The sequence below is a fragment of the Syntrophomonas wolfei subsp. wolfei str. Goettingen G311 genome (assembly GCF_000014725.1).
Taxonomy (GTDB): Bacteria; Bacillota; Syntrophomonadia; order Syntrophomonadales; family Syntrophomonadaceae; genus Syntrophomonas; species Syntrophomonas wolfei.
Map to the genome: position 1 here is coordinate 210,001 of NC_008346.1, position 13,636 is coordinate 223,636.

Here is a 13,636-nt window from a genome sequence, read left to right on the forward strand (position 1 = left end):
GAATTTTATTAAGTGGAAAATTCACCTCCTGGAAAAGACATATAGTATTTATAATATCGGTTATTCTTATATTTACTTTAGATATCAGGGCAGATAAATATATATATATCAGGGGACGGTTGTGCTGATATATATAATAATAAGGATTTAGTATAAAGTGAGGATTAAGGGATGTAAGGGGTTATATATCAAGTGCATCCTGCCGTTCAAGAACATTGGATTCACTTTTCCTCGGTGGTTGTGGCCCCGGGCCATGGGGGGTTAGTTATGATATTGACAGTCCGAAAGATCTTTCGAAACAAGAAAGCAGCTGGGCTCAAAAAATCCTCTCATAGAGGGATTTTATTTCAGCTGAGGGTTCTAGTCCATATTCTTGAGCTAAACCCTGGGCAAAGTCTTTGTAGAGCTGCAGGGCCTTGTGCCTTTGACCATTGGAAATTAGTAGCTCCATGGAGATTTTGACTATTCGCTCATCCATAGGATCAATGGCCAGGCAGCTTTGGTAGATTTCCAAAGCTCGGGATGGTTGAGCGGATTGAATATATGCTTCTATTCGCTTTAGTTGAATTTGGATATATAAATCGTGCAATTTATGGCGCTGGCTTGAGGTCCAATCTTCATAAATATTGTCGGGCAATAATTCACCCTGATACAGACGTGCCGCATTTTCCATAAGATGCAGTTGCTCAAGACTATTTGTGTCTCTTCCGATAGGGTATAGTATTTTTTTGCTCAAAGAAACAAATAGTTCATAATCAGTAAATACTTTTATCTCCGGGTTAAGGTAAATCATACCGCGCCGGAGCACTATGCTATCGTTGCTGTTCGGGGAGAGATTCAGGGCCTGGCGTATATGAGTCAGAGCCATTCTAAGATTGGCATCACTTGCGGGGTCATCGGTTTTTGGCCATATGAGGGATAAGATTTTTTCTTTGCTCTGGGGGCGTCTATCGAGAATTAAATATTTGAACAGATTCTCTGCTTTTTTGGTCTTCCAATGTGTAGCAGGAATAATTACCCCATTCACGAAAACTTGGAATCCGCCCATAAAATTCGCATGAATAATGGGGACACCCTTAAATTGAGCATAGTTTTGAACGAGGGTGGTGATAGCATTATGGGTATTCTCATCATTATTAACCAAAAACAGATTGGCTTCTTCACATATACGTTCAGAAAACCAGCGTTGTAAAATGTGTAAAGCCCATTGTGGATAAATGCTTTTTAATAAAGCACGGTGGCACATTTTATATACTGTTTCCGGATGCCAATCCCAGAAGGTATCTATTTTATTTGCCTGGGCAAGACCCAGCGCTTTATGTAATTTATGGTCAGCGTTGCTTTCATCACCCAGCAGGAGATATAAACTGGCTAGATTGAGCAAAGTACCAGCCAATAATTGCTTGGCCCCTTTTTTTTCGCTGCTGGCAGCCGATTCTTCCAACCACTGCCTAGCCTGTTCCATTTGCCCTGCTTCTCTGGCTATTACTCCGGCGATGGATAAGGAATAATCCTTAGAGCCGTAGCCGCTTTGCTTGTTTAGAATGATTTTAATAAAATCCTGCTTTTCCTGGAAGCTGTTTTTCGCATTTTCCCCAGTTATAATACGGAAGAAGATAGTCTCCAAATCAGCATGACGGGCCATGGCCCCGTTGTTGGCTTCAAGCCACAATTCGCTGCAAAGTTCGGATTCATAACGGGCTTCGACCAGCTTACCCTGGAGAAGATATACCTGGGCTAAACGACGATGACCGTAGGCTATTTGATGGGGGATATTATATTTATGTCCCAGCTGAATTAGTTGCCGGCTTATTTCAATAGCCGGTCTAATTTCACCCTTAGCACAATAAATGCCCGAGAGCAGAACATAAGCAACGCCAAGCCAGCGATCACTTTTTTGCACCAAAGGCAGAGCCAGGGCTTTTTCAGCCAGTTGCCGGGCTGTATCCAGGTTACCCAGGCGATAGTGTACGACCCCGCTCAAAAGGAGGTAATAAAACTGCCATTCTGGCTCCAGAGGAGTTTTGGCTACCAGACGGCTTAAGTATAATCCCTGTTTCAAGTCATCTTCTGAGACAGCCTTACCCAGTGCAGCTACCAGCGCAAATCCCTGGGCCCAGCTATCTTTCAGGCTGGAGGCTATCACAGGAATACGTCCTGCCACCGCTTCGCTTCGGGTGGAGTCATTACCAAAAATATGTACAGCCAGGATAGCCATAAGGGAGCGGATTTCTCCCTTGACATCCCCTTTATCTCGGGCCCGGGCGGCTGCTCGGGAAAGGATTTCTTGGGCCTTCTGTGGGTGGTTGTCTCTAAGGCAGATTCCTTTATAATAGAGTAGCTGATGATGGGAGTTTAAGTAATCGACGGGCAGAGTCTTAATCCAGGAATATAAAGCATTATGGCAACCGTTTTCCAGGAAATAGGGCTCTGCATAAGCCAGGATTAAATCTGCGGCTTTAGACCAATCAGCACATGCAGCTAATTGTTCTAAAGCTTGGTCTATATGACCGTTTTTCTCGAGATGGAAGGCGGCACGGCGCCGCAAAGATACTATATATTCCGGGCTGCGTATATTTAGCGCTCTTTCCAGCAGAAATTCCCTTATAAGATGATGAAAGCGCCAGATGGTAGTATTGCTTTCCACCTGGCTGAGGAGGCCCATGAGATGAAGTTCATGGATCTTTTCTTCGCTCCGGGTATCGCCCAATACCTCCTGGCATAAAATTGGCTCCAGGTAAGGCAAGATTGCAGTATCCAGGAGAAAATCCTGCAATTCCCGGGTAAGATAATTAAATAATTCATGGCTCAAATAAATATATAAAGCGGTATGTTTTCCGGTTAAGGAGGAAAGATTATTTCTCCAATTACCACCAAATTGTTTAAGGGAAAGGCCCAGTAAGCGAACCCCGGCGGCCCATCCTTCTGTACAATGATGGATATAGGTACAGTCTTCGGTGGAGAGTACTAAACCTTCAAGGGAGAGGAGTTCTCTTATTTCTTCCGGAGTAAACAGCAGGGCCTGACTGCTTATTTCCAACAGCTCCCCCTTTAGTAGTTCCTGGTGAAGATTCAGCTTAGGAGGCGTCCTGCTTATTACAATGATATGAGTGCGAAGCGGAAGACGCCGAATTAAATATTCCATAATCTTTGGCAGCAGTTGGTTTTGGTCAATTAAATGATAATCGTCCAGTACCAGCACCATTTCCTGATCCTGAGGCAATTCCTGTATTATAGCTGAAGCTGCGATAAAATAATCCTGTTTTAAGTTTCTTAAGCTGTTTAAAGTACGAAGTGATTGACTGCCGTATTCCGGATTGATTTTTTTAAAAGCATGGATTAAATGATAAAGGAAAAAAGAAGGATCACCGTTGTATCTTTCCAAGCTCAACCAAGCTGTGGGTGGCCATTCCTCTTCTTGCAACAGGGAAGCTACCCAGACGCTTTTCCCATAACCAGCCGGGGCAGTTATAGTAGTAACCCGGTGGGAGAGTATAGAAAGTCCCAATTCCTGAAGCCGGTCGCGTTTGATGGAATTCTTGATATGAGGCGGAGTTAACTGGCTATTAACCAGAGATACCATGGCCATGTGCATATCCTTCCTATTAAGCAACCCTTGTACAATACTATTATGTATTAATTCTCTTTGCATAAGTTTTTTCCTGCTGTATTTTACAAACATTTTACATTATTAATTTAAAATTAATTAGGAATCTTATGCAAAATGTGGAGGAGGTGCCAATCAATAATTATTAAGTTGTGTTGTTAGGATAAAAAACCTCTGCTTATACAGGTCCATGCAAAATATGAGATTTTGGGCCGGCCTGGCCGGGAGAAAGGAGATGCACATGAAATTAGTATATAAGAAGAAATCAGTAAGGAGTTGGACTAAGACTGTTTGTAAATCGCTGGCCCTGCTGGTAACACTTTTGATGCTTTTTAGTCTGGCGGTGGCTTTGCCTGCTTATGCTCGGGATGACCTGCTTGTACGAGAATCTCAACAGAACAACATTGGCAGCATTAACGATGAGGGTGATTGGAACCAATATCCTGACTATCCAGACTATGATGACGGTTGGGGCCAATATCCTGAAAAAGGCTCCCAATACATTATTACAAAGGATCTGTCCGAGCAGACAGCAGAACAATTAGCACAACAAATAATGGGTGAGGGTGTTCAAATATCAAATGTAAAATATACCGGCACAAATGTTTCAGCAGGTACTTTTACAGCAACAGATAGTAGTATTATTGGTTTTAACGAGGGCGTTATATTAAGTTCCGGCAATATAAGGCTTGTTGATGGCCCCAATGTTAGTCCCGGCATAACCCATGTAAACGGTCTTCAAGGTGATGAACATTTGGACCTGCTAATTCCTGGATATGAAACCGAAGATGCTACAATTCTCGAATTCGACTTTATTCCCTCCAAGAATACTTTCTCATTCGATTATGTATTTTCTTCCGATGAATACAATGAGTTTGTTAACTCCCGATTTAATGATGTATTCGGCTTTTTCCTCAATGGCAAAAACATAGCCTTAATTCCTAATACTGACATCCCGGTAGCCATCAATAATGTAAACAACGGCATGAACAGTCAGTATTATAGAGATAATGAATACGATTATGTTAACGATCCTCAAATAATGACTGAAATGGACGGCCTGACTACAGTGCTTACTGTAACTGCCGCTGTTCAGGTGGGTCAGAAACATACTATCAGGATGTCAATAGCCGATGCAGGTGATAATATTTTAGATTCTAACGTATTTATAAAAGGCTCCAGTTTTACATCGGTCGAATCAGATGTTATTCAGTTTTCCCAGGCTACTCAGCAGGTAAATGAAAATGATGGTACTGCAACGATAACAGTTACCCGCAGTGGCAATGCACAGAATAGTGTAAGTGTGGAGTACTATACAAAGGATGGCAGTGCCAAAGCGCCCAATGAATACCTCGCAAGTAACGGCGCATTGGTTTTCGAGCCTGGGGTTACCTCAAAAACCATACCGGTAACCATAGTGGACAATAATGTGGCAGGCGATATTAAATACTTTTATGTATATCTTAAAAATGTAACGGGCAATGCCATTATCGGTGATAATATCCGCAGCAGGATCTTAATTAATGAAGATGATAGCACTGCTGGTCAGGTACAGACTATTCTATGGGAAGAAAAAACAGAAAAGCAGACCGATAAAAATTACATTATTAACTTTAGTGCAGAACTCGACCCTAAGACAGTGACCTCTGAATACTTCTATATCAAAGATGGGGCAGGTCAGATAATTAATGAAATAATACCGGAACTGACATTTAATAAACGTTCTGTAATCATGAAGGCTAGTGGAGGAGTTTATAGTTATCAACCCGGGGAGACCTATACCCTGTTCATTAGTCCAGAAGTCAAAAGCTTGGCTGGGAAACCCCTGGGTAAGCAAATAATAATGCATTTTACTATTAACGATTTGCAGTAAAGTAAAATAAAACCGGTGCCAGGCACTTAAGTTGTTAAGTTATTCCCATAACTTAACAACTTAAGTGCCTGGCACCGTATTGACGCTTTTTACCCTTAGGGCTATACTTTCAATATAACCGACCTACCGGTCGGTCGGTAAGTTATGATTATGGGGAGGGGAACCCGTGAAGGGAAAAGGCAAAGGGCAATATTTTTTACTAATTTTTTTGATTTTAATCTCGATGCTGGCGACAGGTTGTGGTAAAGAAAAGGAACTGGTCAAAGAGAGTGCCTTGACGGTAAACACAGCTCCGGCGGTAAAATGTGATATCGCCAAGAGTATGCGTTATTCGGGAATGGTACGGGGTCATAACGAAGTATACATAACACCCAAGATGCCGGCTCGGGTAACGGCCATTCATGTACAGCCGGGGCAGAGGGTGAGGGCCGGGCAGCTTTTGCTTAGCCTGGACAGCAAAGATTTAAATGTGGCGGTGAAGCAGGCGGAGGCGGCTCTGGCCGGGGCGCGTGCGGCGCAGGTGGCCAATGAGCTGAGCCTGGAAAACGCGCGGAAGAATTTTGAGCGGAACGAAGAACTGCATAAGGCGGGAGCTATCTCCGATAGCCAGTTTGAAGCGGAAAAACTAAGGTATGAATCCCTGAATTCGGGGGCGGTGGCTGCCAGCGTAGCCCAGGCAGAGGCGGCTCTGGCCAGTCTGCAGAACCAGATGGAAAACTGCAACCTGACTTCCCCTATAGATGGAATAGTGGGCAGTATCAATCTTTCCCTGGGGGAAACGGCCAGCCCGCAGATGCCGGCGGCGATAGTGACAGATACTGGGGAATTGGAGATTGAGCTCCTGGTGAGCGAAGCGGAAGTAAGCTATATAAAAATGGGCAGTGCGGTTGATGTATCTATAGAGGCCGCGAGTGAGAAGCCTTTTACCGGCCAGGTGAAAAGTGTATCCGTGGTGCCGGATCCGGTTAAGCGCAGCTATGCGGTGAAGGTAAGCCTGCCCAACCCGGAGGGCCTTATTAAGTCCGGGATGTTTGCCGAAGCCCGGGTGGATACCCAGAGTAAAAAAGATGTTTTGGCCATACCGGTTAATGCGGTAGTTCCCAAGTCCGGGCGCCAGGTAGTTTATGTGCTGGAAATGAAGGATAAGGAGAACCGGGCCCGGGAAGTAGAGGTCGAAACCGGTATCAAAAATGAAAACTATATCGAGATAAGCAAGGGCCTCAAACCGGGACAGGAGATAATTACCCGGGGGAATACGCTGGTCAGTGACGGAACCCTGGTAAGGGTTGTTGCCGGGGGGTCAAAATAATGAAAATAGTAGAGTTTGCGGTTAAACGACCGGTTACTATGAGCATACTGGTTGCGGTAGTGATTATATTCGGCTTTTTTACCCTTTCTAAAATTCCCCTGGATCTATATCCGGAGATGAAATTCCCCTATGCGGCGGTTATGACTTCATATCCGGGCGCTGGTCCGGAAGAGGTGGAATCGCAGGTTAGCGAGCCCCTGGAAGGTATTTTGAATACCCTGAGCGGGGTGAAAGAGATTCAATCTCAATCTACTTCGGGTAATTCCCTTATCCTCATCAAGTACGACTGGGGAACGAATATCGAGAGTGCTCTCATGGATATCCGTGAGAAAATAGGTTTAATTGAGAAATCGCTGCCCAGTGGAGTGGAAAAGCCCATGGTTCTGAAGATGGACCCTACCATGATGCCTATTATACAGATGGGTATCCGCGGGGGGGATAAAATATCCCTGGGGCAGCTGCAGTCTATTGCCGAGGATGTCATTGAGCCTCGCCTCAGCCGTATCCCGGAGGTAGCTTCGGTAGTAATTACCGGGGGACTGGAACGGGAGATAAAGGTGGAAGTAGATCCGGTAAAACTGGAGGATTACGGTCTCACCTTGACCCAGGTCAACCAGGTTTTGCAGCTGGAAAACTTCAATCTCTCCGGCGGCAAGGCCCGAGAAGGCGAGCGGGAGTACTATGTCCGCAGCCTGCAGCAGTTTGAAAACCTGGACGATATCCGGAATGTGGCTATCCTCACCCCCAGCGGCAATAGCGTGTATTTGAACGATATTGCCATGATCGAAGATGCCTACAAGGATGACACCCAGATTACCCGGGTAAATGGAAGCAAAGCCGTGGGTATTCACTGCTTGAAGCAAAGCGATGCTAATACGGTCAAGGCTTGTGCGGCGGTAAGAGAAGAAATGGAAGAAATAATGACGGAGCTGGATCTGGACCTCGATTATCAAGTGGTCATGGACCAGTCGTCTTTTATCAACCAGTCCCTGGATATAACCAAGCGCATGATGGTGGAGGGGGCACTACTCGCCATACTGGTTCTCTTTCTTTTCCTGCGCAATGGCCGCAGTACCTTAATAGTCTTTACGGCTATTCCTCTATCGATTATCGCCACATTTATTCTTATGTATGTCAACAACAGCACCTTGAACCTTATTACCATGGGGGGCCTGGCCCTGGGAATAGGGCGTATGGTGGATGACTCCATAGTGGTTTTTGAAAATATTTACCGGCACCGCAGCCTGGGCTTGCCGCCTATGGAAGCCGCCCTCACCGGGGCCTCAGAGGTGGGCAATGCGGTTATCGCTTCTACCACTACCATTATTGCGGTTTTCTTCCCCATAATGTTTGCCGAGGGTCTGGCGTCTGTCTTGTTTAAACCTCTGGCTATAACCGTCAGTTTCGCCATCTTTTGTTCCCTTATGGTAGCTTTAACCATTGTGCCTCTCCTGGCTTCGCGGATGCTCAGTGATAAAGCCATGCAGCCGCTGGATCCGGAAAAAGGGAGGGTATCCCGGGTGGTCTTTAACTTCGGCAACTGGCTGGATAATCTGGGGGAGAGGTATAAAATAATACTGCGCTGGGCTTTGGGGCACCGGCGTCATGTGGTGGCTTTAGTTACATTGTTGATGGTTGGCGCCCTGGCCCTGGTTCCTTTTATCGGGGCGGAGTTCCTGCCCGCGATGGATGCGGGGGAAATTTCCATCACCATTGAAAACGATAAGGGTACGCTGCTGAAAGATACGGAACAGGTAGTGGAAAAAGTGGAAGCCCAGTTGCGGGAGGTTCCCGAGGTATTTACCATATTTTCCAGTGTGGGCAGCTCGGCCAGCATGTTTTTCGATTCCGGAACCAAAGCGGATCAGGCTACCATTTATATTAAATTAGTCCCGAAAAACGAACGTAAGCGCAGCGGGGATGAGGTGGCCGAAGATATCCGCAGCAGGCTTAGCGGGATAGCCGGTTCTAAAATCAAAGTCAGCATGATGGATCTAACTTCCACCGGTCCCAGCGGCGGCGGGCCGGTTAGTGTACAGGTGCGGGGAGACGATATGCAGGTTCTGCGGGAAATATCGGAAGAGGTTGCGGAGATAGTTAGAAAAGTTCCCGGTACCCGCGAAGTCATTTCGTCATTGAGTGACGGCATTCCGGAGATACAGGTTAAGATTGATCGTAAACGGGCGGCTGCTTATGGTTTAACCCCGATGCAGGTAGCGTCAGATATAAAGAACGCCATGCAGGGAAATGTCGCAACTCGATACCGGGTTGGGGGTGATGAGGTGGATGTCCGGGTGCGTTATTCTCCGCAAAATCATAAAGAACTCGAATACCTGGAAAACCTGGCTATCAGCACCTCCCGGGGAGGGGTTTTGCGCCTGTCGCAAATCGCCAGCTTCGAAATGGCCCCCGGACCTATTCAGATTACGCGGGTGGACCGGGTGCGCCGAGCGGAGATAAACGCCTACCTCTTAAACCGCGATCTCTCCGTGGTAATGAAGGATATACAAAACGAGGTAGATAAGATTAACCTGCCTTCAGGTTATAGTATTGAATATGGCGGGCAGAACAAAGATATGATGGAGAGCTTCACAAGTCTGGGTATTGCTTTGATTTTGGCCATTATCCTGGTTTATGCGGTAATGGCTATACAATATGAATCTTTCTTCAACCCCTTTGTTATAATGTTCTCGGTGCCCACCGCTTTCATAGGCGTGGTCTTGGGCTTGCTCCTGACCAACAAAGCCTTCAGCGTATCGGCTTTCATCGGGGTAATAATGCTGGTGGGAATTGTGGTGGCCAATGCCATTGTCCTGGTGGACTACCTGAAACAGCTGCGCGAGCGCGGCATGGAGCGTGATGAAGCTATAGTTGAAGCCGGGCGGGTAAGGCTGCGCCCTATACTTATGACCGCTTTTGCCACCATACTGGCCATGTTCCCGCTATCCCTGGGCATAGGGGAAGGAGCCGAAGCCGATGCTCCCCTGGCCATAGTAATAATCTTCGGCCTGCTGGTTTCCACCTTTATCACTCTGATACTGGTGCCGGTGGTTTACAGCATATTTGACGACTGGGGGCAAAAGCTTAAGCTTCGCAGAGGATAGTAGGGGGAAGCAAAAAGAAGAACGTCCCCTTGTTTCCCCTTATTTCAGGCTATAGTATCCTGCAGAGGAGAGTAGATATGAAAAAAGGTAAAAGAGAGTTGATTCTGGAGGCGGCGGTACATGTCTTTTCCTCCAAGGGTTACCATAATGCCCGTATGGAGGAGATTACTGCCGTGGCGGGGATAGGGAAGGGAACCATATATGAATATTTCCCCAGCAAGCTGCAGCTATTTCAGGATATGCTCAATAAAAGCCTGCAGGTCTACTACCAAAATTTCAACCCGGAAGAGATGAAGCAATTACCCGTAGAGCAAAGGCTTCGTATCATTTTTGAGACCCACATTAAATTTTGTCGGGATAATAAAGAACTGACCCGCCTGGTATTTTGGGATAGTGATGTTTTTGACCAGGAACTGAGGGAATGGATCTACACTCAGCGCCAGGAAAAAGAAGAGCGGGTGGTGGAAATCATAGAAGAGGGAATGGCCCGGGGAGAGCTGCGCGAGCTTGACCCCATGCTGGTGAAGGTATTATTAACCGGCTCCGTAGCAGCTATGTGGGCTCCCATCACCCTGGACGGCTGGGAAATTGCACCAGAGGTGCTGGCCCGCGATGTTACCGACATACTCATGAACGGCTTAAAGAAATAAGGCATATTGGTGCCAGGCAGTGCGGCCGAGCTAGGCTGCATCATATAACGGGTGGGAATCCCGTCCGGTAAGGTTAGCCAACCGCCGGTAATTAGTCTTGGAGGGCAGAGGGTAACCGCTGTCTTTAAGCGTAGACAAACAAGCAAACGGGCCGAAAGCAGTAGCTGAAGGTGTTGAGCCCCGAAATACCGAACATGGGAAGGCAGATGCTATTGCCTGAGCAGAATGCAACATCCTGGAAGTCGATAAGGCTAGACGACAGGACTTCCCCGGGGTCGGAGGCCTCGGCACGTTTGACATCGTTATGATGTAGTAACTCGGGAGATCCTATTTTCTCTTCTCCAGCCACGGAGGAGTATGACCGACAAGTGATAATAAGCGAGGGAGTCAAATGGGAAATAGGAAGTCGGATCATTGCGTAATACTGATGATAACGGGTAATGCCGGAGGAGGGAAGGCAATGACACAATGGAGCCCTTACAGGGGACACATTTACCACACCGGAGGTGGAGACAAAGTTAAATGGAAACAGGACTTGTAAGGATAGCAGAGATAGCTAGACAGAACCCGAAAGAACGATTCACAGCCTTGATACATCATATCAATCATGAAACACTGAAAGAGTGTCATCTAGAGATCAGTGGATCAAAGGCAAGTGGAGTAGATCAGGTGACAAAACAAGCGTACGAGGAAAATCTTGAAGCCAACATAGCAGACCTGATCGGAAGAATGAAGCGGCAGGCGTATAAACCCCAGCCAGTGCGAAGGGTATATATCCCTAAAGAAGGCAGCAACAAAAGGCGGCCCCTGGGAATACCTAGTTATGAGGATAAACTAGTGCAGAAAGGACTTGCAAGGATACTCAATACAATCTATGAGCAAGATTTTCTGGACTGTTCCTTTGGATTCAGACCTGGCAGAGGCTGTCACGATGCATTAAAGGTACTAAATCACATCATTGAGAGAAAGAAAGTAAACTATATAGTCGATGCAGACATCCGCGGCTTCTTCGATCACGTCGATCATGAATGGATGATGAAATTCTTAGAATTGCGCATAGCTGACCCTAATTTACTGCGCCTGATTAAAAGGTTTCTTAAAGCAGGGGTAATGGAAGCAGGAATCGTGTACGACACACCTAAAGGAACACCACAGGGTGGTATAGTATCACCAATACTTGCGAATATATATTTACATTATGTGCTGGATCTATGGTTTGAAAAGGTAGTAAAGAAAAGGTGTCAAGGTGAAGCATACTTGGTAAGATATGCCGATGATTTTGTGTGCTGTTTTCAGAACAAAAGCGATGCGGAATGGTTCTATGCGAACCTGCGGGAAAGACTGAACAAGTTCAATCTGGAAGTAGCAGAGGAGAAAACCCGTATTATAGCTTTTGGGCGCTTTGCAGATAAAGAGAGTAAAAAGCAAGGAAGGAAGAAACCAGATACATTTGATTTCCTGGGGTTTACTCACTACTGCAGTAAAAGCAAGAAAGGCTGGTTTCGGGTAAAACGGAAAACAAGCCAAAAGAAATATCGAAGCAGTCTGCTTAAATGCAAAACATGGCTTAGGAAGCACCTAATTTCACCCACGGATTATGTAATAGAGATGTTACAAATTAAACTGCAGGGATACTACAGATATTACGGAATAACAGATAACTCCACGGCATTAAGAAACTTTTGTGACAAAGTACGAAGAATGTTATTCAAATGGTTCAACCGCCGTAGCCAGCGCAAAAGCATGAACTGGGATAAATATGTACGCTTTCTTAATAAACACCCGTTACCAAAGGGAAGAATTTATGTAGATATATATGACGTAAGGCCCGAGCTGCTGAGTTATCTAAAGTGAATGACATTGTGAGGAGCCGTGTGCGTTAATTGCGCAAGCACGGTTCTGTGAGGAGCATAATGCCAATCAGCCATGGAGCAAATATTGTGACACTCTCAGAGGAAACGGAGAGCAACAGATTAACACAAAGCGTCTCCTAAAGCTGAAAGGCATATGTTTACTCGACCTTAAGTTGTTAAGTTATTAAGATATTGAGAATTATACGGCTGAAAGCAGAGGGGAGGGGTTAAAAACATGGCGAGAAAGAAATATGCGGTTATTATCTTTCTGGTGATGCTGCTGCTGGTGGCGATGGGGATTTTCTATGCCTATTTCTACCAGCAGCAGAAGGCCCTGGCAGACAGGAGGGAGAGCCTGGCCGCTACCGGTACGATTGAGGCCAAAACAATTATGACTTCGTTTAAAGTACCGGGAAGGATTGAAACATTGCTGTTTGATGAGGGGGCGACGGTGGAGAAAGGCCAGGAGCTGGCGGTGCTGGAGACTCAGGAAATCGAAGCTCGCTTGCTGCAGGCCGAGGGCAGTTGCCAGGCGGCGGAAGGACTGGCCGGGCAGGCGGAGAAGGCAGTATCTCTAACCAGCCAGACGGTTGAGGCTAAAATTGCCCAGGCAGAAGCTAATTTGACCAATTACCAGCAGAAATTCGACCGGGTCAAGAGCCTGCATGAAAGTGGGGCCATTGCCGACAGCCAGTTTGATGAAGCGGCCAATGCTTTGAAGGCGGCTCAGGGCCAATTGGATGAAGCTCGGGCCGGGAGGGAAAAGGTGGAGGTAGCGCAGCAGGAGCATCTGGCGGCGGTGGGCAAGGCCCAGCAGGCCCAGGGTGTTCTGCAGGAGGCGCAGACAGCGATGAATAATACTCGTCTTAAATCGCCTATCTCGGGATACATAACCCAGAAAGTAATAGAAGAAGGGGAAATGTTGAATGCAGGAACCCCGGTTTTCGAAATAAGTGATTTAAAACATCCTTATGTTAAGGTTTTTATTGACGAAAGGAAAATCGGGCGGGTATATCTGCAACAGGCGGTTGAGGTCAGGGTGGATGCTTTTCCCAGAAAGGTATTTCCCGGCAAGGTGGTATGGATCAGTGATGCCGGTCAGTTTGCCGTACAGAAGGCGATAAATGAGCAGTACAGCCACGATATACGCAGTTTCGAAGTTAAGATAGATTTACCCAATGATGATCTGGCGCTGAAAACCGGTATGACCGCCAGCGTGCAGTTTGCGGAGGGGAAATAG

7 protein-coding genes are annotated in these 13,636 nt (G+C 46.4%); 6 read left to right on the top strand and 1 reads right to left on the bottom strand.

Features of this window, described 5'->3' with window-relative positions; all coding sequences use genetic code 11:
* Positions 1 to 316: 316 nt before the first annotated feature.
* A complete protein-coding gene (locus SWOL_RS00920) occupies positions 317 to 3,652 on the bottom strand; it encodes an AfsR/SARP family transcriptional regulator (RefSeq protein WP_011639635.1) in 3,336 nt (1,111 codons plus the stop codon).
* A 196-nt stretch (positions 3,653 to 3,848) separates the two neighbouring features.
* Between SWOL_RS00920 and SWOL_RS13395 the strand changes: the two genes are divergently transcribed.
* The 6 genes from SWOL_RS13395 (at position 3,849) to SWOL_RS00950 (ending at position 13,636) form a co-directional block, all read left to right on the top strand.
* Positions 3,849 to 5,480, top strand: a complete 1,632-nt coding sequence (locus tag SWOL_RS13395) for a choice-of-anchor L domain-containing protein (RefSeq protein ID WP_049750074.1) — start codon at positions 3,849 to 3,851, stop codon at positions 5,478 to 5,480.
* 223 nt (positions 5,481 to 5,703) lie between these two features.
* Positions 5,704 to 6,789, top strand: a complete 1,086-nt coding sequence (locus tag SWOL_RS00930; RefSeq protein WP_155814093.1) for an efflux RND transporter periplasmic adaptor subunit — start codon at positions 5,704 to 5,706, stop codon at positions 6,787 to 6,789.
* Entirely contained in the window at positions 6,789 to 9,893 is a 3,105-nt protein-coding gene (locus tag SWOL_RS00935) for an efflux RND transporter permease subunit (protein ID WP_011639638.1), read from the top strand. Before SWOL_RS00930 ends, SWOL_RS00935 begins: the two co-directional genes overlap by 1 nt.
* A 77-nt stretch (positions 9,894 to 9,970) precedes the next feature.
* Positions 9,971 to 10,543: a TetR/AcrR family transcriptional regulator gene (locus SWOL_RS00940; RefSeq protein WP_011639639.1), complete on the top strand. Its 573-nt coding sequence runs from the start codon at positions 9,971 to 9,973 to the stop codon at positions 10,541 to 10,543.
* Between the two features lie 522 nt (positions 10,544 to 11,065).
* On the top strand, positions 11,066 to 12,397 hold the full coding sequence (gene ltrA, locus SWOL_RS00945) for a group II intron reverse transcriptase/maturase (protein WP_011639611.1): 1,332 nt from the start codon (positions 11,066 to 11,068) through the stop codon (positions 12,395 to 12,397).
* Between the two features lie 234 nt (positions 12,398 to 12,631).
* A complete protein-coding gene (locus SWOL_RS00950; RefSeq protein WP_011639640.1) occupies positions 12,632 to 13,636 on the top strand; it encodes an HlyD family secretion protein in 1,005 nt (334 codons plus the stop codon).

Bases quoted from the DNA above. Each gene is read 5' to 3' on its own strand.
- SWOL_RS00920 (WP_011639635.1), bottom strand. From the start codon at position 3,652: ATGCAAAGAGAATTAATACATAATAGTATTGTACAAGGGTTGCTTAAT.
- SWOL_RS13395 (WP_049750074.1), top strand. From the start codon at position 3,849: ATGAAATTAGTATATAAGAAGAAATCAGTAAGGAGTTGGACTAAGACT.
- SWOL_RS00930 (WP_155814093.1), top strand. From the start codon at position 5,704: ATGCTGGCGACAGGTTGTGGTAAAGAAAAGGAACTGGTCAAAGAGAGT.
- SWOL_RS00935 (WP_011639638.1), top strand. From the start codon at position 6,789: ATGAAAATAGTAGAGTTTGCGGTTAAACGACCGGTTACTATGAGCATA.
- SWOL_RS00940 (WP_011639639.1), top strand. From the start codon at position 9,971: ATGAAAAAAGGTAAAAGAGAGTTGATTCTGGAGGCGGCGGTACATGTC.
- ltrA (WP_011639611.1), top strand. From the start codon at position 11,066: ATGGAAACAGGACTTGTAAGGATAGCAGAGATAGCTAGACAGAACCCG.
- SWOL_RS00950 (WP_011639640.1), top strand. From the start codon at position 12,632: ATGGCGAGAAAGAAATATGCGGTTATTATCTTTCTGGTGATGCTGCTG.